Source organism: Pseudomonas fulva, from assembly GCF_023517795.1.
GTDB classification, from domain to species: domain Bacteria; phylum Pseudomonadota; class Gammaproteobacteria; order Pseudomonadales; family Pseudomonadaceae; genus Aquipseudomonas; species Aquipseudomonas fulva_D.
Map to the genome: position 1 here is coordinate 1,526,092 of NZ_CP082928.1, position 25,924 is coordinate 1,552,015.

Genomic DNA, 25,924 nt, shown 5'->3' on the forward strand with positions numbered 1-25,924 from the left:
TCGGCTCACCGCCGCGTGGCGATGAGGAGCGGTTTCAACAAAGGGATTAGAACACATGCGCAGGTATGTTTCCGGTGCACTGGATTGGATAGAAACATCAGCGATCTTTGGCAAGTTCTGCGGCTGGGCGTGTCTGTCCGCGCTGATCGCCCTGGCCGCCGAACTGGTTTCGCCGGAGTATCTGGACCCGTCGCACCAGAAATTCATCTTCATCATCGGTGCGCTGGGTATGTGGCGCTACGGCAACGCGGCCATTCACTACCTGCGCGGCATGTACTTCCTGCACTGGCGCTTTCCGCGCATGCGCAAGGCCGTGGAGCGCATGGGGCCGGCGGCGCTGCCCGATCACATGTTCATGATCGTGACGAGCTTTCGCATCCCGACCCACACCACCTTCAAGGTGTATCAGTCGGTGCTGCAGGAAGTGCAGCGCCTGCCGGTACCCTGCACCATCATCGCGTCGATCGTCGAGAAGGGTGACGAGAACTTCATCAAGGACATCATGCGCCAGGAAATCCAGGGCCGTGATGACATCAAGCTGATCATCGTGCGTGCCCGCGGCACCGGCAAACGCGACGGTCTGGCCCATGCGTTCCGTGCCCTGTCACGGCAGATGCCTCTGGAAAACGCCGTGGTCGGCGTGGTCGACGGCGACACCATGATGTTACCCGGCTGCGTCGAGCGGGCCGTGAGCCTGTTCGCCTACCTGCCCAGCGTCGGCGGCATCACCACCAATGAATTCTGCGAGGTGGAAGGCAGCACGCTGATGAAGCAGTGGCACACCATGCGCTTCGTGCAGCGGCACATCAACATGTGCTCGATGGCCCTCTCCAAGCGGGTGCTGACGCTGACCGGGCGGCTGTCGTTCTTCCGCGCCAGCGTGATGACCAACCCGGAGTTCATCAAGGATGTCGAAGCCGACTTCCTCGACCACTGGCGCCTGGGCCGCTTCCAGTTTTTGACCGGCGATGACAAGTCGTCTTGGTTCAGCCTGATGCGCGCCGGCTGGGACACCTTCTACGTTCCCGACAGCCACACCCTGACCGTCGAGCATCCGCCAGACAACAGCTTCCTGCGCGCGACCCGCCAGCTGATGTACCGCTGGTACGGCAACTCACTGCGCCAGAACTTCCGCGCCACCACGCTGCTGGGCATGGACCGCCTCGGGCTGTTCACCATGTACGTGCTGTACGACCAGCGCGTATCCATGTGGACCTGCCTGATGGGCCTGTCCGCCTCAGTGGTCGCCGGCCTGCTGTTCGGCATCCAGTACCTGCTGCTCTATCTGTTCTGGGTGCTGCTGTCGCGCACGCTGGTGACGCTGCTGTTCTTCTTCGCCAATCACCCGGTGTCGCCGGTTTACCCGTTCGTTCTTTATTACAACCAGATCGTCGGTTCGGCGATGAAGGTTTACACCATGTTCCACATGGATCGGCAGAGCTGGACGCGGCAGAAAACCACGCTCGGCAATGGCAGCGGCAATTTCGATGCTGCCCTCAACCGCTGGACCTCGAAAGCGATGCTGCTGTCTTCGCTGGCCATTTTCTTCGGGGTCATCTCGGTCCTGATCGACTTCACGAAACCTTAAGTAGGCGACTGCTATGACCTCTTCAGTCTTACCCACCAATGTCGTACACGAAGCCATCGACGAACGTCAGTACGTGCGCACCAAGATCCCGGCCAAGGTACTGCTCGACGGCAATGGTCTGAAAAATCTGGAATGCGAGATCCAGGATATTTCCCTCGGCGGCCTGGGCCTAATCTACGACCGGCCGCTGACGATAGGCAGCCTGTTCAATGCCTCGATCCGCCTCAAGCTGAATCAGATCGACCTGAGCATTGATGCCAAGATCAAGATCGTTTCCCAGCGTGGTCACGAAGTCGGCGCCGAATTCGTCGACCTCGATCGCCAGAAGCGCGACATCCTGCGCTACATCATCAGCGCCTACATGTCCGGCGAAATCGCCGACATCAACGGCCTGTTCAACGTGATGCAGCGCGAGAACTACATCAAGGAGCGCAAGCAGAAGCACAACAGCTCGCGCACCGCGGGCGACCGCCTCAAGGCGGCAGTCGGCACCTTGCTGTTCTTGGGCCTTGGCCTGGCGGCGATCGGCCTGATCGCCTACAAGAGCTACCTGCTGTTCTTCCGCGTGCAGGCGGCCCAAGCCATCGTCAGCGCCAACGCCTACGTGGTTGCCATGCCCGACAATGGCTACGTTAAGTACCTGCTCAAGCCCGAGCAGAGGCAGGTCAAGGTGGGCGAGCCGGTGGCCAGCGTGTCCAGCCAACTGGCCGCGACCTTCACCACGCCGTCCGACATTCAGGCCCTGGCCAACCTGTCGCAGACCGACCTGCAGCTGCTGATGGGCCGCGCGCTGATCGAAACGGTGATCGCCAGCCCGTGCGATTGCGACGTGTTCTTCCCCGGCCAGAAGCTCGATGGCTACGCCTACAAATATGCCCCGCTGATGCACCTGCTGCCGCGCAACGAAGGTCTGTTCGTCAAGGCCACGATCCCGTTCGACCAGTTGGACAAGATGGCGCGCGTCGACTCGGTACGCATGCAGGTGCTGGGCATCGACGAGCCGATCAACGGCAGCGTCGTGTCCAGCAGTGTCGATGAGCAGAACCAGACCCTGGTGCTGACCATCAAGCCCGAGCGCGAGCTGCCACGCGACGCCTATCAGAAGCCGGTGTCCGTGGATCTGTTCCTCGGCCTGCCAATGACCGCGCAGCTCTAAGGGTCGACCATGAAGCGGCTACCGCCTTACGCCACCCTGCTCAGCAGCACACTGCTGAGCATCAGCCTCAGCGCAGCGGCCGTCGCCGGGCAGAGCCTGGAGCAGATTCGTTACGCGCTGTTCAAGGACCCAGCTGCGCCGGTAGAGGCGGATCTGCGCGTGCTGGCCGAACGGGATCGGGCGGCCCAGCACCTGCTGGGCAACGTCCTGGCCGGCGACCCGGCGCGATCCCGCGAGGCCGCCCGGCTATACCAGGCGGCGTTCGATGACGGGCGCGGGGACATCGCCGCTCTTGGCTCGCTCGCCCGGTTGCTGGATCGCAGCCCGCGCCTGCGCCTGGAGCTGGCCGTCTACATGGCCGACGCATTGCGGCGTTTCGCCCACGAGCGCGACGTAAGCAGCCTCAACACCAGCCTGGAAGTCTTCGTCAGTTACCCGCAGCTGTTCAGCGCTGCTGAAGTGAACGACCTGATCGGCCTCTATGATCGTTCCTGCCTGGTGCAGTGCAGCAGCGACTTCTACCGGGCCGTGCTGGCCGAGCGGCAGCAGCAGCCGGACGCTGCCAGAACTTGGTACGAACGGGCGATGATGAGCGACGTGCGCGCCGTGGATCGTTACTACCAGTTGCTCGGCGAACAACGTGACCCGCTGTTCGCCGCCTTTGCGCGCAGCCGGGTCGGCGAAGCCAATCGCATGCCGGTCGAGGTGGTACACCGCATTGGCACCCAGCTCGACAGCATCAGCGCCGAGCGATCGGTGGGCTTGCGCTACCCGCTGCCGCCCAGCCAGGCCGAACTTGATCGGCTGCCCGAAGCGCAGCGCACCGCTCGCCGCGAACAGATCGACCAGGTTCGCACGCAGATCGAAAACGAAGCCAAGACGCTGCGCGGCGACGCGCTGCTCTGGCTGGACAGTGCCGTGAACCGGGGCTGGGTGCCGGCCATGGTGGCCAAGGTCAACTTCATGACCTCGTCGCCGACCGAAAACAGCGCCGAGGACACGGCGGCGCTGATCGACCGCATCGCGCAAAGCGAGCCGACACGCGCCAAGGCGCTGCGTGTCTCGCTATATCTGGTGACCAGCTGGACCACCCTCGATCCCTACAAGGCCCAGGCGCTGATCAACGAGCTCGCCGCCAGCGGTTACCGCGATGCCAAGCTGCTGCAGGGCGACCTGTACAGCCACGGTGGCCTCGACGAGCCCGACCAGCAAAAAGCGCTGGCGATCTACCAGCGCATCGCAGCAGGCGGCTCGTCCACCGCCTACTACCGAATGGCGTCGGTGTACGCCAGCGCCCGGGCGATCTGCTACGAGCCGGTCAAGGCTTACGCCTATGCGCGGGTGGCCGTCGACTACGGCGACAGCCGCGCTCGCAGCCTGGCGCTCGAACTGCAGCGCACGCTTTCTCAGGCCGAGCTCGAAAACGCTCAAATCATGCAAGCCACTCTGCTCAAGGATGCGCCGTGATGAACCCCAGCAAGCTTTACGGTCTGAGTGCGCTGACGCTCGCCCTGCTCCACCCACAAGCCTGGGCGCAAGACGAGAGCGCACCGGCCATGCCCTTCACCGAACCGGTGGTAACGTCGGAGGTGTTCCACAAGCTGACCCTGCAAACCGGTTACGGCCCGCAGGACTCGACCGTCGGCAATAAACGCGAGAGCTTCCAGAGCTACCGCTACGAGCCCTCGTTCACCTGGTACTCACCCGAAAAACGCTGGGCCAAGTGGCAGGTTTTCGGGCGGGCCTGGATCAACTACGAAACCAGCCAGGCGTCCACCGGCCTGCAGGACGACAACAACAGCAACCGTGAGGCGCGTGAACGGCCCGAGCATTTCTATTCCGAACTGCGCGAGCTGTACGTGCGCCGCAACCTGCTTGGCGACGACCCGCGCTACTCGCTGACCGTGGGTCGCCAGAGCTACTCGGACAAGTACGGCATCTGGTGGGACGACACCTTCGAGTCGGTGCGTTTCAACTATCAGGACAGCATCGGCAGCGGCTTCCTCGCCGCCGGCAAGAAGTTCTATTACTACAACACCGATATCAACATCCTCGACGAGACCGACAAGGACATCTTCTACGCGCTGGGCGAATACGCCTGGCGCTGGCGTCAGGGGCATACGGCCGGTGTGCGCTTGCTGTATGAAAACGACTATTCGGACAGCGACATCAATGACCGCCAGGACTTCAAGGGCCTGCGCGCCGGCCTGTTCTTCGACGGCCAGAACCTCGACCTGACGCCGCTCAGCGACTATCACCTGGAGCTGGCGACACTGCGCGGCGACATCGACAGCACCGACGGCAACGGCGTGCAGAGCAGCGCCGACACGCGCGGCTGGGCAGTGCTCGGCGAGGTCGGCAAGCGCTTTCAGGAGCTGCCCTGGACGCCACGCTTCGCCCTGCGCGGCGGTATCACCGACAAGCCCGATGACGAGAACGACGGCTTTTACCTCAACCGCATCCAGTCCGACCGCGTCGTCGATCCGCAGCGTTACAGCTCACGCCTGATCAGCTCGTTCATCAACGTCAACGTGCGCAACCTGCAGTACTACGGTTTCGCCCTGGAAACCCAGCCGACACCGCGTACCTCACTGGACTTCAAGGTCAGCGACCTCTACCTGCGCAACGAGAATGGCGAGCTGCCCATTCGCATCGACCGCGAGCAACGTCAGGGCCGCAACCAGCAAATCGCCCTGGGCACCAACCACGGGCGCAACGTCGGTCAGGTGGTGGACGTGAACTACTACTGGCGCATGTTCCCCATCGCCCACGAAGGCAAACACCTGAACCTCAACACCCTGGTCAGCGCCAGCTACCTGCGCGCGGGCGAGGCCGTGGCGAGCGGCGACGACTACCAGCTGACGCTGGGCATCGTGATTCGCTACTAAGGACGCCTGGATCATGGTCTTCTCATCCAACACCTTCCTGTTTCTGTTCCTGCCGATCTTCCTGATCTGCTATTACCTGGCGCGCCCGGCGTGGCGCTCCGGCGTGATCGTGCTGGGCAGCTACCTGTTCTACGCCTGGTGGCGCCCGGACTTCCTGCTGCTTTTCTTCGCCATCACCTACTGGAACTACTGGTTCGGGCTGCGCATCAAGACCCAGCTCGATCAGGGCAACAAACCCCGGGCGTTCCGGCTGCTGTGGCTGGGCATCGCCGGCAATCTGTCGACACTGGGCTATTTCAAGTACGCCAACTTCGGCGTCGAGGTGATCGCCGCGGCGCTGCAGCCGCTGGGCATTAACACCTTCACCCTGGAGCACATCATCCTGCCGCTGGGCATCTCGTTCTATGTGTTCCATGCCCTGAGCTATATCGTCGACATCTACCGCAAGGACGCCGAACCCACCAATAACCTGGTCGACTTCGCCGCCTTCGTGGCGCTGTTTCCGCACCTGGTAGCCGGCCCCATCCTGCGTTACAGCCTGCTGGCGCCCCAGCTGCGGCAGCGCACACACTCCATGGAGTTGTTCTCGCTGGGGGTCAGCCGCTTCATGCTGGGCTTCATCATGAAAGTGCTGATCGCCGACTCCCTGGCGCCGATGAACGCGCTGTTCATCCGCGAACCAGAGCTGCAACTCACCGATGCCTGGTTCGGCCTGTTCATCTCCACGCTGCAGCTGTATTTCGACTTTGCCGGCTACAGCAACATGGCCATCGGCTTGGCGCTGATGATGGGTTTCAGGTTCGCCGAGAACTTCAATCAGCCCTACGTCTCGCAAAGCGTCACCGAATTCTGGCAACGCTGGCACATGACCCTCGCCCACTTCCTGCGCGATTACGTCTATATGCCGCTGGTACGCAAACGTATCGCCGGGCCGATGGCAGCGCTGGTGTACACCATGCTGCTGTCCGGCGTGTGGCATGGCGCGAGTTTCGCGTTCGTCTGCTGGGGTCTGTTCTTCGGCGTGGCCATGGTGGTCGAGCGCAAACTGGGGATCGCCACCAAGATCAACACGCCCTACAACCTGCTACGCAACATGCGCACCTGCCTGCTGATCGGCCTGAGCATGCCGCTGTTCTTCACCAGCAACATGGCCCACAGCCTGGACATCTACGCCGGCCTGTTCGGCCTCAATGGCCTTGGCTCGCTGGACCTCTACACCCTGGGCGCATCGCGCATGGCCATCGCCTTCGTAACGCTTGCCGTTATTTGGCTGGTGCTGGCCGGCATCAACAACGTGCGTTTCTATGCAGGCAACAAGACCGGCTACTTCATGCGCCACGTTGGCGGCGTGCAGAGCCTGCTGCTGTGGTGCGGTTTTCTGCTCTCGCTCAGCAGCCTGGCGGCGAACTCCTTCTCCCCGTTCCTCTACTTCCAGTTCTAGGAGAGCACCATGTTTCCGGTGATGAGTTCGGCCCACAAACTCAACGGCTACCTGTTCTGCCTGATGATGGCCGGCATGCTGCTGTATTCGCTGCCCACCGTATTCAGTTTCGGCAAGTCACAGACCGATGCGCTGTCGCTGTTCATGGACGGCAAGCTGCTGCGCAAATTCGAGCAGCGTTACGACAAGGACATTTTCCTGCGCGATCCGTCGGTCAGGCTGTGGGCCGACATCCAGTATCGGGTGTTCGGCGAAGGCAGTGCCGGCGTGGTGCTGGGCAAGGATGGCTGGCTGTATACCAACCAGGAATACCTGATTCCCAACGACCTTGATACCAACCTGAACCACCAACTGGACAGGATCGCCAAGGTGCAGCAGCTGCTGCAGGCGCACGGCAAGCGCCTGGTCATGCTGCCGGTGCCGATGAAGCTGGATATCTATGCCGAACATGCCCGCTCGCCAGCCGATCCGCGGGCACTGGATCTGTACCAGCGATTCGTCAGCGAACTGGGCCAGCGTCAGATCGACACCGCAGCGCTGCAACAAGCTTTCAAACGCCAACGAGGCGAAACCGATCTGTTCGTGCGCACCGATACGCACTGGAGCCCGGCAGGCGCTCGGCTGGCCGCTCAGGAGCTGGTCAGGCAGTACCCGCAGCTGCGTAGTGAGCACCCCTACGTCAGCCGTCAGGTGGGTGAAAAAGCCCTCAAGGGCGACCTGCTGAACTACGTGCAGTTCGCCCCGGCCCTGGCACCCCAGCTGTTCGACAACGTCACCATCGCGCTCTACGAGACCACCAACGATGCGCAGGATGTCAGTGAAGACAGCCTGTTCGGTGAACAGCAGCAGCCCATCGCCCTGGTGGGCTCGAGCTACAGCAAGATCGACGACTGGAACTTCGTCGGCTTTCTCAAGGAAGCGATGCAAAACGATCTGGTCAGCGTGGCCGTGGAGGCCCGTGGGCCGTTCCAAGCCATGGACGAGTTCACCGCCAGCGATCTGCTGAGCAACCCGCACATCCAGACCGTGATCTGGGAGTTTCCAGTACGCACCGTGCTCGCCCAGCGCGACGGCACCAAAAGCTGGCAAACCGCCCAGCACCACCCCTTCTAACGTCGAGGACATATCATGCCGACAATCGTTTCACGGCTGCTGCTGGCATTGGCCCTGGTCGGCCCAGCTCTGCAGGGCGTGCAGGCCCAGGAAGTCAACGCCGACCTGTACGACGCGGTGGCACCCGCCAACTCCGCCTTCGTGCGGGTGCTCAACCTCAGTGCCGGCGTCGTCGAGGTCAGCCTGAGCAGCAAGAAGACCGCCCAAAAAGTCGGCCCCGAGCAACTCGGCGCCTACCGCTTCACGCCTCCGGGCAAGACGCTGCTGACAGTCGGCAACACCCGCCTGGAAACCGACCTGAAGGCCAACAGCGCCAGCACGCTGCTGTACATGAACGGCACTCTGACCGAGCTCAAGGACATCTACGCCAACGAGCCGCGCAAAGCCCAGCTGGCGTTCTACAACCTCACCGACACCCCAGCGGCGCTGAAAACCGCCGATGGCAAACATGAAGTGGTTGCCGCCATCGGCAAGGCGCAGACCGGCGGGCGCATGGTCAACGAATTCAAGATTGCCTTCGCCGCCTACGCGGGCGACCAGAAGGTGGCCAGCTTCGAGGAGATGTTCCTGAAGAAGGGTCGCTCCTACAGCTACGTGCTGCTGCCTGAAGGCAGCGGCTATCGCGCCATCAGCCAAGCCAACGCCATCGACCCGGCTGAGTGACGCTGCACACACCGCCCGGCCTCCGGCCGGTGCCTGGCCAACCCGACCCTAAAGCGCGCCCATGAACAAGACACTGCAATACGTACTGGCCACGGCACTGGCTCTCTGCAGCCTGCCAAGCTTCGCCGACACCCGTAAGGCCGACTGTGACGGGCTCGAATGCCTGGTCTGCTCGGCGGTCACCGACCCGGATCAGTACCAGGGCCGCGGCATGAAGCTGATGAGTTTCATCACCCCGGGCGAGGATCGCTGGCTGTTTCGCTCCTCGGTGGACCTGGTCAACGAGTTCGGTATTCCGCCAGCCATGCAACCGGAGTTCGCGCGCCTGATGAAGGCGTTCGCAGCCAAGGGCACCCATGTGGCGATTGCCGTGCAACCGACCCGCGGCCTCATGCACCATGACAAGGTGCGCCCCGACCGCGCCTACGGGTTCGACTACATCAAGGCCAGCAGCAGCCTGGCGCGCTTCCAGCAGCAGCTGCGTGCCGGCGGGGCAATCGTGCCGGACATGCTCCAGGTGGTGCAGAACCCGCCCGAGAACGACTACTTCTTCCGCCGCGACTCACACTGGACACCATCCGGTGCGCAGGCCACCGCGCGGGTGATGGCCGAAGAAATCATGCGCCAGCCGTTCTATTCGAGCCTCACCAAGAAGGCCTATCGCACCGAGCCGGGGGTGACCATTCCCAAGAACGGCATTCTCGACCTGGCCCTGGCGCGGATCTGCCACAACACCTACGGCTATCAGTTCGTGAAGAATTACCGCACCGTGCCGGACTCCTCCGATGCCAGCGGGCTCTTCGAGGAAGCCCCCGATCCCGAAGCGGTGCTGGTCGGCACCAGTAATTCGGCCGCCCGCGAAGACGAAACCCGCCAGTACAACTTCGATGGCTACCTCAAGGAATACCTGAGCATTGACGTGCTCAACTTCGCGCTGCCGGGCGCCGGCCAGGATGGCGCGCTGCTGGAATACCTGCTGTCGAGCAGCTACTCGCCCGACAAGGCGCCCAAGCTGCTGCTCTGGGAGCTGCCGGCCAACTACAGCCTGGACAGCCCCTACCTGTACCGACAACTGATCCCGGCCATCAACGGCGGCTGCAGCAAGGCCGAAGCGCTGATGAGCAACACCCAGCAACGCCCGTTACTGAAGGTCAATGACCGCATCGAGCTGCTCAGCAACGCCGGCGACAAGCGCCAGGACCTGCGCAACGCCAAAGCCTTCATCGACCTGAAGATCAGCGACAAGAGCGTCAAGGACTTCTACCTGATCACCTACTACGACAATGGCGCCCGTGACAAAGTGTGGATGCGCAGGCAGGCAGCGGTAACCGGCGGCCAGTATTACCTGGAGCTCAGCCCCTCGGCGGACTACAAGGACGCCAACCTGCTTTCGGTATTCCTGGAAACCACAGCGCCGCTGGCCAGCGCCACTTCACTGGAGGCCAAGATATGCCGTTGAAGCGCCCGCTGGCACTTGCCACGCTGCTCATGCTCACCCAGTTTCCTGCCCAGGCCACCGAGTCGATCTGGGCAACCCAAAGCAATGCGCTGGTCAGCGCCCCGGCCGACTACCGGTCGCTCAGTTGCCCGCACAAGCCGCCTGCGGCCTACACCGGCCACCTGCAGCTGCAGAGCAAGTACGACCAGAACGACAGCAGCAAATCCACCCTGGTCGAGCAATCGAAGGAAACCGCCCGGATTGGCGAGTTGATCAAGGGCTACCTGGGTTCACTGGCCACCGCAGCCAACCAGTTCCAGCGCGCCAAGGACGAGGCGCAGGCACGCCTGGATCTGGCCTGCATCGACCAGTGGCTGGACGCCTGGGCCAAGGCTGATGCGCTGCGCAGCCCCGATGCCAGCGGCACTGGCGTGGCCGCGCGCAAATGGGCGCTCGCTGCCATCGCCTCCACCGTACTCAAGACCCAGGCCCTGAGTGGCGGCGCCTTCGAGCTCAACGCCACGCAACGCCGCTGGCTGCAACAGCTCGCCGAACAGGTGATCGCCGAACACCAGCCACGCCATCGCGCGGACTTCGCCCACTTCAACAACCATGATTACTGGGCCGGTTGGGCCGTGGCTGCCACCGGCATGCTGCTGGAGCGCGATGATTTTCTCGCCTGGGCCGACACCAACCTGCGCCGCGCGCTGACCCAAGCGACGCCCTCGGCCAGCGCTGACGCGCGCTACCTGCCCCTGGAGGTGGCGCGCGCTCAGCTGGCCGCCGACTACAGCAATTACGCCATGGTGCCGTTGACGCTGCTGGTGGAAACCGCCGAGCACAATGGCCGCCCGCTCACGGCCGAGGAGTGCCAGACATTCACGCAACTGGCCAACTTCACCGCCCGCGCGGCGCTCAAGCCAGACACCTTGCCCGAGCTGGAGCACAAGAAGCAGAAGAAGGTCGCCAGCCACAAGATGATCTGGCTGATCCCGTTTCTCAACCGTTATCCCGAGCACACCTGGGCACGCGCGCTCTACGACGACCAGGACGGCGAGGTCGACAATTACAGCCAGATTGGCGGGCGACTGAAGCCGCTCTACAGCCGCTTCAAATGATTCAGAGGAAGATGCCAATGCTCAGCAAACAGATTCTGCGCCAGACCGCCGTATCACTGGCCCTGCTGGCCAGCCTCGGCAGCCAGGCGATGGCCGCCGATTGGCAATGGGCCACGGAGCGCGACCAGCGCGCGCTGGCCGACCAGCTGCGCCAGCGGATCGACCGTAACCTGCCACACCTGACGGTCGCAGCCCCCCAGGGCAATGCGCAGGTCGCTCTGCAGCCGATGTTTTCGGCGCAAGCCGGCAGCTGGCCATTCGAGCCATTCGTCAATAATGGCCTGTTCCGCGCCATCGCCAGCTACCAACCCAGCCACCCGCAGGTCATCACCATCAGTGGCGGCGCGATCCCCCTGGAACAGCTGCACCAGCGTCTGGGCGATGTACGCATCATCAAGCCCTACAAGGACGGCTACCTGCTCAGTTATCCGCTGATGATCGCCCCGGGGGGCGGCCTGCTGGTCCACGACACCAAGCTCTACCTGTACACGCCAAGCGGCACCGCACTGATCAATCAGGGCACCTTGAGCATCCGCAATGCCACGGTGCAGAGCATCAGCGAAGGCGACAGCGCCGATACCGACCGCCCCTTTCGCCCGTTCATCATGGCCTGGGCCGGCAGCCGCACCGAAGTCAGCGGCGCGTTGCTCAGCCGCCTCGGCTACAACGCGCACCTGTCACGCGGCCTGAGCAGCGCACGCAGCGCGGCGCAGACCTCTGCGCCACCCGCCCAGGTGCTGATCCACGACAGCCGCGTCGAAGCGTTGTCCAGCGTCGAGCTGCAGTACGCCCAAGCGAGCATCGAGCGCAGCGAGTTCACCAACCTGCAGCAGTACGGCATCGACCTGCAGGACACCCGCCTGAACCTGGCTCACAACCGTATCAGCGAGGTTCGCAACCAGAGCGGCATTCGGGTGCGCGGCGCGAGCAGCGGGCTGATCGCCCAAAACAGCGTCCTCAAGACCACCAAGGCCGGCATCGAGATCAGCGACCAGCAGGGCGACCTGGCCCTGACCGACAACCAGATCGGCGCCTCCCAGGGCAATGGTGTGCTGCTGCGTAACGTGGGCGGCAACGGCGCCAGCACCCTGCTGCTGGCCGGCAACCTGATCGGCAACAATGACGCCAGCGGCATCTATGCCGACAACCTGCAGCGCGGCTACCTGATCGACAACCGCATTCAGGGCAGCCCGGATTACGCGATCAGCACCCTCAACCCCCGCGATCAGCGCAGCGAACTGGTGATCATCGGCAACACCTTGGGGCGCATCGGCAACGCGCTGATTCGTACCGAAGGGCTGCAATCGCTGACCCTCGGCAACAATGACTACCAACTCGGGCCAATCACCCAGAGCGTGCTGGCCGGCGACCTGCTGCCGCTGCAAAGCCTGCTGCTCGATGCCACCTATAAACGCGGCTGCCTGATTCAGGTACAACCGGCCAGCGCGACCGAGGCTGCCTTCCCGCGTAATCAGGCCTGCCGCAAGACGGCGCTGGGCGCCGCCGAGGCGAAGCCGAACAGCTGATCGCGACCTCGCCAGCGCCCCAAAAAAAGCCCCCGCAGGCTCACGCCGGCGGGGGCTTTCTAGTCAGCTAGAACGGGATCAGTTCTTGGCTTTCTTGGCAGCGCGGGTGCGCTCGCCCTCGTCGAGGATCTTCTTGCGCAGACGGATCGACTTCGGCGTGACTTCGCAGAGCTCGTCGTCCTGGATGAATTCCAGGGCCTGCTCCAGAGTGAAGCGAACCGGCGGCACCAGGGCGATGGTTTCGTCCTTGCCCGAAGCGCGCATGTTGTCGAGCTTCTTGCCTTTGGTTGGGTTGACGCCCAGGTCGTTGTCACGGCTGTTCAGGCCGATGATCTGACCGTTGTAGACTTCCTGGCCGTGCTCGACGAACAGCTTGCCGCGCGCCTGCAGGGTTTCCAGGGAGTAGGTCAGCGCCTTGCCGGTATCGATCGATACCAGTACGCCGTTCTGGCGGCCGGACATGTGGCCCGACTTCATCACGTCGTAACGGTCGAAGATCGAGGTCAGGATGCCTGCACCGTTGGTCAGGGTCAGGAAGGCGTTACGGAAGCCGATCAGACCGCGAGCCGGGATGTTGTACTCCAGGCGTACGCGACCCTTGCCGTCCGGCACCATGTTGCTCAGGTCGCCCTTACGCAGACCCATTTCTTCCATGACCTTGCCCTGGGATTCTTCCGGGATGTCGATGGTGACGTTCTCGTACGGCTCGTGTTTCACGCCGCCCACTTCACGGATGATCACTTCCGGACGACCAACGCCCATTTCGAAGCCTTCGCGGCGCATGTTCTCGATCAGTACCGACAGGTGCAGTTCACCGCGGCCCGAGACCTTGAACTTGTCGGCCGAGTCGCCTTCCTCGACGCGCAGGGCAACGTTGTACAGCAGCTCCTTGTCCAGACGCTCCTTGATGTTGCGGCTGGTGACGAACTTGCCTTCCTTGCCGCAGAACGGCGAATCGTTGACCTGGAAGGTCATGGAAACGGTCGGCTCGTCGACGGTCAGCGGCTTCATGGCCTCGACGTTGTTCTGGTCGCATAGGGTGTCGGAGATGAACAGCTCGTCCATGCCGCTGACGCAGACGATGTCGCCGGCGGTGGCTTCTTCGACGTCCACACGGTGCAGACCGTGGTGGCCCATCAGCTTGAGGATACGGCCGTTACGCTTCTTGCCTTCGGTGTCGATGGCGGTGACCGGGGTGTTCGGCTTGACGCGACCACGGGCGATACGGCCAACACCGATGATGCCCAGGAAGCTGTTGTAGTCCAGTGCCGAGATCTGCATCTGGAAGGGGCCGTCGATGTCGACGTTCGGCGCAGGAACGTGGTCGACGATGGCCTGGTACAGCGGGGTCAGGTCTTCGGCCATGTCGGTGTGGTCCAGACCCGCGATGCCGTTCAGGGCCGAGGCGTAGACCACCTGGAAGTCCAGCTGCTCTTCGGTGGCACCGAGGTTGTCGAACAGGTCGAAGATCTGGTCCATGACCCAGTCAGGACGCGCGCCCGGACGGTCGATCTTGTTGATCACCACGATCGGACGCAGGCCGGCTTCGAACGCCTTCTTGGTCACGAAGCGGGTTTGCGGCATCGGGCCGTCCTGGGCGTCGACGACCAGCAGTACGGAGTCGACCATCGACATCACGCGCTCTACTTCACCGCCGAAGTCGGCGTGGCCGGGGGTGTCGACGATGTTGATGCGGTAGTCGTTCCACTTGATGGCGGTGTTCTTGGCCAGAATGGTGATGCCGCGCTCTTTTTCCTGGTCGTTGCTGTCCATCACGCGCTCGTCGTTGAGCTCGCTGCGCTCCAGGGTGCCGGACTGACGCAGCAGGGCGTCGACCAGGGTGGTCTTGCCATGGTCAACGTGGGCGATGATGGCGATGTTGCGTAGATTCTCGATCACAGTAGTGGTCTCGTAGGTTGGGTCGGGCTACCCGGCAGTTGCTTCAAGGGCCCAACGCGAAAAATCGGGATTAAGGGTAAAGGCAGTCTGTTAACGCTGTGTGGCGGCAAACTCGCCGCCAATCGGGTCGGGAGGGCGATGGCGGATACTGCCGCCATTGAGCCCGGGCGTCTTATGCCGGACGATAAACGCGCACATTGGCATGCCCCTCGCTCAGCAGGTGATGGGCATGCAGGCGGCTCATCACGCCCCTGTCGCAATAAAGGAGGTACTGGCGGTTCTCGTCCAGCTCCTTGAAACGGTTGTTGATGGCGTAGAACGGCAGCGCCTGGACTTCCACACCCTCGATCTCCAGCGGCTGGTCTTCGGCCTGGTCGGGGTGGCGAATGTCGATCACCACGTGGCCGGGCAGCGCATCAGTGACTTCCTCGACCTGCACGTCCTGACCCAGCTCCTCGATCACCCGGTCGATGGCGATCAGGCGCGCGCGCTCGAGGGCGCGCTCGAGAATCGCCATGTCGAACTGTTCTTCTTCATGGACGACGCGGTGGGGCTTGGCCTTGGTGGTCGGGTTCACCGAGATCACGCCACAGTATTCGGGCATGTGGCGGGCGAACTCGGCGGTGCCGATCTGCTCCGCGGTATCGATGATGTCCTGCTTGTGGCTGGTGATCAGCGGGCGCAGCACCAGCTTGTCGGTGACCGAGTCGATCACCGAGAGGTTCGGCAGGGTCTGGCTGGACACCTGGCTGATCGCCTCGCCGGTCACCAGGGCGTCGATCTGCAGGCGCTCGGCCAGGCGGCTGGCGGCGCGCAGCATCATGCGCTTGAGGGTCACGCCCATGTAGCTGTTGTCGACCTTGCCGAGAATCTCGCCGAGCACTTCTTCGAACGGCACGCTGATGAACAGCACGCGCTGGCTGCTGCCGTACTTCTTCCACAGGTAGTGGGCGACTTCCATCACCCCCAGCTCGTGGGCACGGCCGCCGAGGTTGAAGAAGCAGAAGTGGCTCATCAGGCCGCGGCGCATGATCTGGTAGGCCGCCACGGTGGAGTCGAAACCACCGCTCATCAGTACCAGGGTCTGCTCCAGCGAGCCGAGGGGGTAACCGCCCAGGCCGGGATGCTGGTGATGTATGACGTACAGGCGCTGGTCGCGGATCTCGATGCGCACCTCGACCTGGGGCTTCTTCAGGTCGATACCGGCGGCGCCACACTGCTGGCGCAGCTGGCTGCCGACGTAGCGTTCCACGTCGATGGAGGAGAAGGCGTGGCGGCCGCCGCGCTTGCAACGCACCGAGAAGATCTTGCCGTTCAGCAGTTCGCCATAATGCAGCTTGCACTTGGCGACGATATCGTCGAAGTCGCCGAGCGGGTATTCGTCGATCTGCAGGAAGTGAACGATGCCCGGCACGCAGCTCAGGCGCTCGATGATTTCCTGCAAGACCTTGGGCTCGGCCACCTCGGTCTTCACTTCCAGATTGTCCCAGACACCGGTGACCTGCAGCTGCGGGTCGAGATCACGCAACACCACGCGGATGTTCTTGGCCAACTGCCGGATGAAGTTCTTGCGAACCGGCGGGCTCTTGATGGTGATTTCCGGGAAGACTTTGACGATCAGTTTCATGGGAGCAAATGTCGGGGGCCAGAGCCTGAAAAACAGGGGCGCGGATTATAAAGGAAATTGCTCAACCTTTGATCAAAAATCCGCAAACAATCTGTCATCGCACCAAAACTGAACACAAACCCTCCAAATCGCACCAATAAAGGGCCTAGACGATTCGTTTTGTGGCATCAATACCCGCTACAGCGCTGATTTTCAGGGCACGCGTCCATCACGGGGCACTGGCATGCATATTGCTCCCTTGTGAGGCAGGGTGTCCTGGCAGACTATCTGGCCCGGCGTCACGAACTCAAAGAAGGGTCAACGAAGACCCTATCCACCTGGAGGACAACATGTCTAAGGCTGTTCAACTGATCAAAGAACACGACGTGAAGTGGGTAGACCTGCGCTTCACCGATACCAAAGGTAAGCAGCACCACGTGACCATGCCGGCCCGTGACGCCCTGGACGAAGACTTCTTCGAGCACGGCAAGATGTTCGACGGCTCCTCCATCCATGGCTGGAAAGGCATCGAAGCCTCCGACATGATCCTGATGCCGGTCGACGAAACCGCCGTGCTGGATCCGTTCACCGAAGAGCCGACCCTGATCCTGGTCTGCGACATCATCGAGCCGAGCACCATGCAAGGCTACGACCGCGACCCGCGCTCCATCGCCAAGCGTGCCGAAGAGTTCCTCAAGGGCACCGGCCTGGGTGACACCGTATTCGTGGGCCCGGAGCCCGAGTTCTTCATCTTCGACGAAGTGAAGTTCAAGTCCGACATCTCCGGCTCGATGTTCAAGATCTACTCCGAGCAAGGCTCCTGGATGACCGACCAGGACGTGGAAGGCGGCAACAAGGGCCACCGTCCAGCCGTCAAAGGTGGTTACTTCCCGGTTCCGCCGTGCGACCACGACCACGAAATCCGTACTGCCATGTGTAATGCCATGGAAGAGATGGGCCTGGTCGTCGAAGTGCACCACCACGAAGTGGCCACTGCCGGTCAGAACGAAATCGGCGTGAAGTTCAACACCCTGGTCGCCAAGGCTGACGAAGTTCAGACCCTCAAGTACTGCGTACACAACGTGGCCGACGCCTATGGCAAGACCGCCACCTTCATGCCCAAGCCCTTGTACGGCGACAACGGTTCGGGCATGCACGTCCACATGTCGATCTCCAAGGACGGCAAGAACACCTTCGCAGGCGAAGGCTATGCCGGTCTGTCCGAGACTGCCCTGTACTTCATCGGCGGCATCATCAAGCACGGTAAGGCCCTGAACGGCTTCACCAACCCGTCGACCAACTCCTACAAGCGCCTGGTACCTGGCTTCGAAGCCCCGGTCATGCTGGCCTACTCGGCGCGCAACCGCTCCGCTTCGATCCGCATCCCGTACGTGTCGAGCCCGAAAGCCCGCCGTATCGAAGCGCGCTTCCCGGATCCGGCTGCCAACCCCTACCTGGCCTTCGCAGCACTGCTGATGGCCGGTATCGACGGCATCCAGAACAAGATCCACCCTGGCGATGCCGCCGACAAGAACCTGTACGACCTGCCGCCGGAAGAAGGCAAGCTGATCCCGCAGGTGTGCGGCAGCCTGAAAGAAGCCCTGGAAGAGCTGGACAAGGGCCGCGCGTTCCTGACCAAGGGCGGTGTGTTCTCCGACGACTTCATCGATGCCTACATCGAGCTGAAGTCGGAAGAAGAAATCAAGGTACGCACCTTCGTACACCCGCTGGAATACGACCTGTACTACAGCGTCTAAGGCAGCGTGACCGAAACCTCCCCGGTTCTGCCGGGGAGGTTTTTTTATGCCTGCCATCTGCGGACCGTGGCAGGCCAGGTTGAAAATGGCTTCGGTCATTTTTATGCCGGCTATTTTCGGCGCCAGTGCAAATCCCTGGCGTAGCGCGCTTGCCAGCAGGCGATGGTGGTGCAACGCTAACGCTATCACTCAACGGGGAGACCGGCCCGATGCGCCGCATGCTCGCTTGCCTGCTGCTGATCCTGGCCCTGCCGGTCAGCGCGCAGATCTACAAATACACCGACGCCAACGGCAACACGGTATTCACCAACCAGCCGCCGGAAGGCACCCAGGCCGAGAGCGTCGAGCTCAAGCCGATCAACACTACCGAGCCGACGCCGACCACCACCAGCCCGAGCGAACCGCGCCTGAGCGAACTGCCGCAGAACCCCTACCAGATTCTCGAACTGCGCGACCTGCCGGACGAGGAAGCGCTGCGCGCCAACAACGGCACCTTTTCCGTGGGCGTGACCATCGAACCACGCCTGGGCCCCGGGCATACCCTGCGCCTGTTGCTCGATGGCAAACCCTACGGGCAGCCGAGCAACGTGCCGCGCCTGCAGCTCACCGAAGTCGACCGCGGCGAGCACAGCCTGGCGGTAGCCGTGATGCAGGGCAAGCATATCGTCCAGCAGAGCGAGACGCGCACCTTCACGGTGCAGCGGGTCAGCACCAACAGCCCGGCCCGGGGTAACTGAGCACCATGCGCACGCTGCTCCTCGCCCTGCTGCTGATCGCCCTGCCAAGCGTTGCCCAGGTCTACACCTACGTGGACGCCGAGGGTAACCGGGTATTCACCGACAGCCCGCGCGACGGCAATGCCACGCCGGTGCAGATGGCGCCCTCCAATCGCATCGAGCCACCGACTCGGCGCCTGTCGCCACCTCCAGCCCCTGCTGCCCCCGCCGGGCCGATCCTCAGTTACGAGCTGCTGCGGATCACCATTCCGCAGCCCGACGTGACCATCAACGACAATGCCGGCAACCTGATCGTCACCGTCAATGCCGAGCCGGCGCTGCACCCCGGCCACAGCTACCGCCTGCTGCTCGACGGCCAGCCCTACGGCAACGTCGGGCGCAGCCCGGTGTTTCCCCTGGAGAACATCGACCGCGGCACTCACCAGATCGCCGTGGAGATCATTACCGAAGGCGGCATCATTGTCGAACGCACGCCCAGCCAGCCCTTCCACATGAAGCGCGTGTCCCTGGCCCAGAAGCGCAAGGTGCGCCCCTGCGAGAAGGACGATTACGGCGTGCGCCCCGAGTGCCCGATCGAAGACAAGCCCAAGGAAGAAGACAAAGGCATCATCAGCATCCTGCCCTTCCTTTGACACCTGTTGACGATCTTTCGGCTCGACGGCTGCGCTTTGCCTGCAACGTGGCGGGGAGCGGCCGGTCGCTCCCATAGGATGGACTGGTGATTATCTGTGGGAGCGGGCCATGCCCGCGAAAAAATCACGGTCATGGACTGGGCGTCCCCGCCCGTTCCCACAGTGGAGCGGCAAAAGGCTGCTCTTGCCTTGTAGCTGCCTCTTCAATCTCGCCTGAAAGATCGTAAGCAGGCTCCAGGTCTACCCGGCCCTGGATTCACTCGCCCCCATCCGCACCATTAAGGTGCGCATCGGCGCACCGATTTCTATACTCGTCCCAAATTGGCACACGCCCACCAGGGCCGTTGCGCCGAAAAGAAGCCGAATCCGGGGTTTTATCGCCGCCTGCGCTTCTTTGCGGGGCTTTGGTTTGCTTCTTGCATTTTCTCCGTCACTGCCGCGAACAGGACCAGGTTCCTGTCCGCCGGCCCTTCTGCCCCCACCGCACGAGGAACGACTTTTGGCTGGCCCACATCCGCAACGAGACTTGCCGCGCTGCGCCACGTTGCCAGACAACGGCCCTGCCGTGCCCCAGGCACCCTGCACACCGATGGGCGCAGCACGATGATCATCAACGACGCGCTGCACCGCCTGCTGCTCGACAACCTGACCACGGCGACCCTGTTGCTCAACGCCGACCTGCGCCTGGAATACATGAACCCCGCTGCGGAAATGCTCCTGGCGGTCAGCGGCCAGCGCAGCCATGGCCAGTTCATCAGCGAACTGTTCACCGAAACCCGCGAGGCCCTCGGTGCGCTGCGCCAGGCGGTGGCCGAGGCGCATCCGTTCAACAAGCGCGAGGCGGTGCTGACCACCCAGACCGGCCAGAGCCTGACCGTCGACTACGCGGTGACGCCGATACTCAGCCGCGGCGAAACCATGTTGCTGCTCGAGGTGCACCCCCGCGACCGGCTGCTGCGCATCACCAAGGAAGAGGCCCAGCTGTCCAAGCAGGAAACCACCAAGCTGCTGGTGCGCGGCCTGGCCCACGAGATCAAGAACCCCCTGGGCGGCATTCGTGGCGCCGCCCAGTTGCTGGCCCGCGAGCTGCCGGAAGAAAGCCTCAAGGACTACACCAACGTGATCATCGAGGAGTCCGACCGCCTGCGTAACCTGGTCGACCGCATGCTCGGCTCCAACAAACTGCCGTCCCTGGCGATCACCAACGTGCACGAGGTGCTCGAGCGTGTCGCCAGCCTGGTGGAAGCGGAAAGCCAGGGCAGCGTGGTGCTGGTACGCGACTACGATCCGAGCATTCCCGACCTGATCATCGACCGCGAGCAGATGATTCAGGCCGTGCTCAACATCGTGCGCAACGCCATGCAGGCGCTGGCCGCCAAACCCGAGCTGCGTCCGGGCCGCATCACCCTGCGCACGCGCACCCTGCGTCAGTTCACCATCGGCTACATCCGCCACCGCCTGGTGACCAAGATCGAGATCATCGACAACGGCCCGGGCATCCCGCCGGAACTGCAGGAAACCATCTTCTATCCCATGGTCAGCGGGCGTGCCGACGGCACCGGCCTGGGCCTGGCGATTACCCAGAACATCATCAGTCAGCATCAAGGCCTGATCGAATGCGAGAGCCATCCCGGGCAAACCGTGTTCTCGATCTTTCTGCCGCTGGAACAAGGAGCAACTCCGACATGAGCCGCAGTGAAACCGTATGGATCGTTGACGACGACCGCTCCATCCGCTGGGTCCTGGAAAAGGCCCTGCAACAGGAGGGCATGAGCACCCAGAGCTTCGACAGCGCCGATGGCGTGCTGGGCCGCCTCGCCCGTCAGCAACCGGACGTGATCATTTCCGATATCCGCATGCCCGGCTCCAGTGGCCTGGAGCTGCTGTCGAGCATCCGCGAAATGCACCCGCGCCTTCCGGTGATCATCATGACCGCCCATTCCGACCTGGACAGCGCCGTGGCGTCGTACCAGGGCGGTGCCTTCGAATACCTGCCCAAGCCCTTCGACGTCGACGAAGCGGTGTCGCTGGTCAAGCGTGCCAACCAGCATGCCAAGGAGCAGCAGGGCCTGCACGTGCCGGCCGCCCAGGCGCGCACCCCGGAGATCATCGGTGAAGCGCCGGCGATGCAGGAGGTGTTCCGCGCCATCGGCCGCCTCAGCCATTCCAATATCACCGTATTGATCAACGGCGAATCGGGTACGGGTAAAGAGCTGGTCGCCCATGCCCTGCATCGCCACAGCCCGCGGGCGGCCTCGCCGTTCATCGCGCTGAACATGGCGGCCATCCCCAAGGACCTGATGGAATCCGAGCTGTTCGGCCACGAGAAAGGCGCCTTCACCGGCGCGGCCAACCAGCGTCGTGGGCGCTTCGAACAGGCCGACGGCGGCACCCTGTTCCTCGACGAGATCGGCGACATGCCGGCCGATACCCAGACCCGCCTGCTGCGCGTGCTGGCCGACGGTGAGTTCTACCGGGTCGGCGGCCATACGCCGGTCAAGGTGGACGTGAGGATCATCGCCGCCACCCACCAGAACCTGGAAAGCCTGGTGACCGCCGGCAAGTTTCGCGAAGACCTGTTCCACCGCCTCAACGTGATCCGTATCCATATCCCGCGCCTGTCGGACCGCCGCGAAGACATCCCCACCCTCGCCCGCCACTTCCTCAGCCGCGCGGCCACGGAGCTGTCGGTCGAGCCCAAGCTGCTCAAGAGCGAGACCGAGGATTACCTGCAGCAACTGCAGTGGCCCGGCAACGTGCGCCAGCTGGAGAATACCTGCCGGTGGATCACCGTGATGGCCTCGGGTCGCGAAGTGCATGTCGATGACCTGCCGCCGGAACTGCTGGTGCAGCCCCAGGACAACGCACCGGTCAGCAACTGGGAACAGGCGCTGCGCCAGTGGGCCGACCAGGCCCTGGGTCGCGGCCAGTCGAACCTGCTCGACACCGCGGTGCCGGCCTTCGAACGGATCATGATCGAAACCGCCCTCAAGCACACCGCCGGCCGCCGCCGCGACGCCGCGCTGCTGCTCGGCTGGGGGCGCAACACCCTGACCCGCAAGATCAAGGAGCTGGGCATGAACGTTGGCGGCGGCGAAGACGACGACAGCGACGACAACTAAGCCGCACCGGCAACACCAGGACGCCGCGCCCCGAACAGGGCGCGGCGTTTTTTATGGGCGCTCAGCATTATTGTCCAATGCGCCCGTAGCCTGCGGTTGAGCAGCGCGAAACCCAGGAAGCCCCGGGTGTCGCTGCGCTCGGCATGGGCTACCGCACTGCAGACGTGGTTGTGGGAGCGGGCGGGGACGCCTAGGTGTGATCTCTCAGTAGGTTGTTCATCCGGGGCGTTCCCGGAATTCTGGAAGCGCGACCAACACAGCCTTCCAGGAGCCCCGGATGAACCTGCATAAACATGCCCGTCTTACCCCTCGAGGTCGAGCCCTTCTTGTACAACGCATGCTCAATGGGCTACGTGTCGAGGATGCCGCACAAGCCGCAGGAGTCAGTGTCCGCACAGCCTACAAGTGGCTCAGGCGCTTTCGTGAGGAGGGCGAGGCCGGTCTGATGGATCGTTCATCACGTCCGCATTCATGCCCTCACGAGACGGCAGTCGATCTGATCGCACAATTGATCCAACTACGCCAATCTCGCCATACCTACCGACAGATCGCTCAAGCACTCGGCGTGGCCGTCAGTACAGTTGCGCGCCGTCTCAAACAAGCTGGCTTTCATCGGTTAGCCGAGCTAGAGCCCGCCCCTGTAGTAGTGCGCTACGAATACCCCAACGCCGGCGATCTCCTGCACCTGGACATCAAGAAGCTGGGCCGATTCTGGAGACCAGGGCACCGAGTTACGGGCGATCGTCTGCAGGGCTCCGATGGTGCTGGCTGGGAGTTCGTGCATGTGGCCATTGATGATGCGTCCCGGCTGGCCTTCACTACCCTGCACCCAGATGAGCGCGGCGGTAGCGCTTGTCGAGCCTTGTTGCGGGCGTTGCGTTACTACCGGGGGTTAGGCATCCGCTTCAAACGCCTCATGACAGACAATGGCGCCTGCTACCGCTCTCATTCGTTTCGGCGCTTATGCGCTCGGCTCGGACTTAAGCACATCCGCACCAAACCCTACACACCGAGAACGAACGGCAAGGCCGAGCGCTTCATTCAGACAAGCCTGCGTGAGTGGGCCTATGCACGCAGCTATGACAGCTCCGAGCAACGAGCCAGACATTTGCCTGCCTGGCTGCATCACTACAACTGGCACAGGCCGCATAGCAGTCTTAACTACAAACCGCCAATTAGTCGGGCTCCATTGCCACTGAACAACGTACTGGGTTTACACACCTAGGCCATGCCCGCGATACAGTCACCGCCGATACCAGCGGGAACTGGCCACCGCGTTGATTCATCAAGGCCTGTGTCGCCCACGCCGTCATTCGCGCGCATGGCGCGCTCCCACATTATTAGTGCCGCATGCAAATCTGGCCCTTCCTTCTAACCGAAGAATGCACGCCATCAGCGCACAACAGGTGCGCCCATGCACCCGAGCGGAACATCCGCGGCGGCCCGCCATAACGCCAAGATTCTGAGCGAAACCGCTACAGCCCAGCAACCACAAGCCCTGCAGCGAATTAACGAAAGCTGGCACGCCCCCTGCAATGGTACTGACAACCCAGTTTCGGGGACCTTGGTACAGGCAGGCCGGGGATTCCCCTCTTTCTTTGGGAGCCTCGGTACAGGCAGGCCGGGACCTCCCTTCTTTCTTCGGGGACTCTGATACAGGCAGATCAGATAATCCCCCTTTTCTTCGGGAGCCCTGGTACAGGCAGGCCGGGACCTCCCTCTTTTCTTCCTAGCGCGGCGCCAGACGAACCGTCAGGCGCCAGCGGCCTTCGACCTTCTCGGCATCCAGTTCAGCGTGCAACGGGCGAGCCGCCACCACACGCACCTCCAGCTCTCGTCCTTCGCGCACCACACGCCAGTTGGCGGCGCGCCCGGCGATCTGCAACTGGCCCTGGCGCTCACGGCCCAGCCCCTCGAAGCGCAGCGCAAAGGTGCCATGGGCATCGCTGACCTGCACCTGCGGCTCGACGTTGAACCACAGCAACAAGCGGTCGTCCTGAACCTCGACGTCCTTGAGGTGCATGGCGTCCGGGTGGAACAGCCGGCCGATCATCAGGCCTACCAGGAAACCGAAGATCGCCAGCGAGCCGATCACCCGCACCCAGGGACGCGGCCTTGGCGGCTTATCCGGCGTAGAATGGCGCCCGTCTTCTGGCCTGGAGCCGTGCATGTTTCATGTAATCCTTTTTCAACCGGAAATTCCGCCCAACACCGGCAACGTTATCAGGCTTTGCGCCAACAGCGGCTGCCACCTGCACCTGGTCGAGCCGCTGGGTTTCGAACTGGACGACAAGCGCCTGCGCCGCGCCGGGCTGGATTACCACGAGTATGCGCCGCTCAAGCGCCACGTCAGCCTGGAGGCCTGCCTGGAGAGCCTCGGCCAGCCGCGGGTATTCGCTTTCACCACCAAGGGCTCGCAACCCTTCCATGAAGTGGCCTACCAGCCGGGCGACGCCTTTCTGTTCGGCCCGGAAAGCCGCGGCCTGCCGGCCGAGATCCGCGATGCCCTGCCCGAATCGCAGCGCGTACGCCTGCCGATGCGTGACGGCTGCCGCAGCCTGAACCTGTCCAACACCGTGGCCGTGGCCGTCTACGAGGCCTGGCGCCAGCAGGGTTTCGCCATGAGCTGACAAGCGCTGCAGCTAGCCCGGCGTAGAGCGCAGCGAAACCCGGGAACGGCAACCTGGGTATCACGGCGCTCAACCGCGGGCTACGAATCCAGACCAATAAAAAACGCCCCGAAGGGCGTTTTTTGCGCAGGTCGCGGGCTCAGTTGGCCTGCTGGCGCTGCAGCTCCTGGGCGTACAGGGCGTCGAAGTTCACCGGGGCCAGCATCAGCGCCGGGAACGAGCCGCGTACCACCAGGCTGTCCAGGGTTTCGCGGGCATACGGGAACAGGATGTTCGGGCAGAACGCGCCCAGGGTGTGGCTCATGGAAGCGGCGTCCAGGCCCTTGATCAGGAAGATGCCGGCCTGCTGCACTTCGGCGATGAAGGCGGTTTCTTCGCCATTCTTCACGGTCACCGACAGGGTCAGCACCACTTCGTGGAAGTCGCCTTCCAGGGCTTTCTGGCGGGTATTGAGGTCCATCGAGACGCTCGGCGTCCACTCCTGCCGGAAGATCTCGGGGCTCTTCGGCGCTTCGAAGGACAGGTCACGCACGTAGATGCGCTGCAGGGAGAACTGAGGAGTCTGTTCGCCTTGGGCGGCGCCGTTAGCTTGTTCGGTCATGGGGCAAAG

Annotated in this window: 21 protein-coding genes; 17 read left to right on the forward strand and 4 right to left on the reverse strand. The window is 62.9% G+C overall.

Translation table 11 applies throughout. The features are described 5' to 3' along the window. Positions 1–55: 55 nt before the first annotated feature. From K8U54_RS06905 to K8U54_RS06950, 10 genes are all read left to right on the forward strand, one after another. Positions 56–1,588, forward strand: coding sequence for a glycosyltransferase (locus K8U54_RS06905; RefSeq protein WP_249909445.1), 1,533 nt, complete (start codon positions 56–58; stop codon positions 1,586–1,588). A 13-nt stretch (positions 1,589–1,601) separates the two neighbouring features. Then, entirely contained in the window at positions 1,602–2,744 is a 1,143-nt protein-coding gene (locus K8U54_RS06910; RefSeq protein ID WP_249909446.1) for a PilZ domain-containing protein, read from the forward strand. Positions 2,745–2,753: 9 nt separating this feature from the next. Beyond that, complete coding sequence (locus tag K8U54_RS06915) at positions 2,754–4,211, forward strand: sel1 repeat family protein (protein ID WP_249909447.1); 1,458 nt, start codon at positions 2,754–2,756, stop codon at positions 4,209–4,211. Continuing rightward, the gene (locus tag K8U54_RS06920; protein WP_249909448.1) at positions 4,211–5,632 is read left to right on the forward strand and encodes an alginate export family protein; all 1,422 of its coding nucleotides are present in this window, start codon (positions 4,211–4,213) and stop codon (positions 5,630–5,632) included. The genes K8U54_RS06915 and K8U54_RS06920 overlap by 1 nt, the downstream gene beginning before the upstream one ends. A 13-nt stretch (positions 5,633–5,645) precedes the next feature. After that, complete coding sequence (locus K8U54_RS06925; protein ID WP_249909449.1) at positions 5,646–7,073, forward strand: MBOAT family O-acyltransferase; 1,428 nt, start codon at positions 5,646–5,648, stop codon at positions 7,071–7,073. A gap of 9 nt (positions 7,074–7,082) precedes the next feature. Then, positions 7,083–8,186: an alginate O-acetyltransferase gene (locus K8U54_RS06930; RefSeq protein ID WP_249909450.1), complete on the forward strand. Its 1,104-nt coding sequence runs from the start codon at positions 7,083–7,085 to the stop codon at positions 8,184–8,186. Positions 8,187–8,201: 15 nt separating this feature from the next. Beyond that, the gene (locus tag K8U54_RS06935) at positions 8,202–8,849 is read left to right on the forward strand and encodes an alginate O-acetyltransferase AlgF (protein ID WP_249909451.1); all 648 of its coding nucleotides are present in this window, start codon (positions 8,202–8,204) and stop codon (positions 8,847–8,849) included. Positions 8,850–8,910: 61 nt separating this feature from the next. Beyond that, entirely contained in the window at positions 8,911–10,308 is a 1,398-nt protein-coding gene (locus tag K8U54_RS06940) for an alginate O-acetyltransferase AlgX-related protein (RefSeq protein ID WP_249909452.1), read from the forward strand. Further along, positions 10,299–11,405, forward strand: a complete 1,107-nt coding sequence (locus K8U54_RS06945; protein WP_249909453.1) for a polysaccharide lyase — start codon at positions 10,299–10,301, stop codon at positions 11,403–11,405. The genes K8U54_RS06940 and K8U54_RS06945 overlap by 10 nt, the downstream gene beginning before the upstream one ends. 17 nt (positions 11,406–11,422) lie before the next feature. Continuing rightward, complete coding sequence (locus K8U54_RS06950; protein ID WP_249909454.1) at positions 11,423–12,931, forward strand: right-handed parallel beta-helix repeat-containing protein; 1,509 nt, start codon at positions 11,423–11,425, stop codon at positions 12,929–12,931. 78 nt (positions 12,932–13,009) lie between these two features. On the opposite strand, the gene typA is transcribed toward K8U54_RS06950, so the two are convergent. Together typA and thiI are read right to left on the reverse strand one after the other, a co-directional pair. Further along, entirely contained in the window at positions 13,010–14,830 is a 1,821-nt protein-coding gene (gene typA, locus K8U54_RS06955; RefSeq protein WP_249909455.1) for a translational GTPase TypA, read from the reverse strand. 172 nt (positions 14,831–15,002) lie between these two features. Further along, positions 15,003–16,457: a tRNA uracil 4-sulfurtransferase ThiI gene (gene thiI, locus K8U54_RS06960; protein ID WP_249909456.1), complete on the reverse strand. Its 1,455-nt coding sequence runs from the start codon at positions 16,455–16,457 to the stop codon at positions 15,003–15,005. Positions 16,458–16,786: 329 nt separating this feature from the next. Between thiI and glnA the strand changes: the two genes are divergently transcribed. The 6 genes from glnA (at position 16,787) to K8U54_RS06990 (ending at position 23,909) form a co-directional block, all read left to right on the forward strand. Continuing rightward, positions 16,787–18,193, forward strand: a complete 1,407-nt coding sequence (gene glnA / locus K8U54_RS06965) for a glutamate--ammonia ligase (protein WP_070884552.1) — start codon at positions 16,787–16,789, stop codon at positions 18,191–18,193. A gap of 209 nt (positions 18,194–18,402) precedes the next feature. Further along, on the forward strand, positions 18,403–18,930 hold the full coding sequence (locus K8U54_RS06970) for a DUF4124 domain-containing protein (RefSeq protein WP_249909457.1): 528 nt from the start codon (positions 18,403–18,405) through the stop codon (positions 18,928–18,930). A 5-nt stretch (positions 18,931–18,935) separates the two neighbouring features. Further along, positions 18,936–19,562 (forward strand): DUF4124 domain-containing protein, encoded by a 627-nt coding sequence (locus K8U54_RS06975; protein ID WP_249909458.1) that lies wholly within the window; start codon positions 18,936–18,938, stop codon positions 19,560–19,562. Between the two features lie 603 nt (positions 19,563–20,165). After that, entirely contained in the window at positions 20,166–21,251 is a 1,086-nt protein-coding gene (gene glnL / locus K8U54_RS06980; RefSeq protein ID WP_434059989.1) for a nitrogen regulation protein NR(II), read from the forward strand. Then, entirely contained in the window at positions 21,248–22,684 is a 1,437-nt protein-coding gene (gene ntrC / locus K8U54_RS06985; protein ID WP_249909459.1) for a nitrogen regulation protein NR(I), read from the forward strand. The genes glnL and ntrC overlap by 4 nt, the downstream gene beginning before the upstream one ends. A 277-nt stretch (positions 22,685–22,961) precedes the next feature. Continuing rightward, positions 22,962–23,909: an IS481 family transposase gene (locus K8U54_RS06990; protein ID WP_249909460.1), complete on the forward strand. Its 948-nt coding sequence runs from the start codon at positions 22,962–22,964 to the stop codon at positions 23,907–23,909. A 504-nt stretch (positions 23,910–24,413) separates the two neighbouring features. Here the strand turns inward: K8U54_RS06990 and K8U54_RS06995 are convergent. Further along, the gene (locus K8U54_RS06995) at positions 24,414–24,854 is read right to left on the reverse strand and encodes a hypothetical protein (protein ID WP_249909461.1); all 441 of its coding nucleotides are present in this window, start codon (positions 24,852–24,854) and stop codon (positions 24,414–24,416) included. Here K8U54_RS06995 and trmL point away from each other — a divergent pair. Further along, a complete protein-coding gene (gene trmL / locus K8U54_RS07000) occupies positions 24,853–25,314 on the forward strand; it encodes a tRNA (uridine(34)/cytosine(34)/5-carboxymethylaminomethyluridine(34)-2'-O)-methyltransferase TrmL (RefSeq protein ID WP_249909462.1) in 462 nt (153 codons plus the stop codon). The two genes, K8U54_RS06995 and trmL, sit on opposite strands and share 2 nt — an antisense overlap. Positions 25,315–25,453: 139 nt before the next feature. Here the strand turns inward: trmL and secB are convergent, their stop codons facing one another. Further along, positions 25,454–25,915: a protein-export chaperone SecB gene (gene secB, locus K8U54_RS07005; protein WP_013792982.1), complete on the reverse strand. Its 462-nt coding sequence runs from the start codon at positions 25,913–25,915 to the stop codon at positions 25,454–25,456. Positions 25,916–25,924 lie beyond the last annotated feature (9 nt).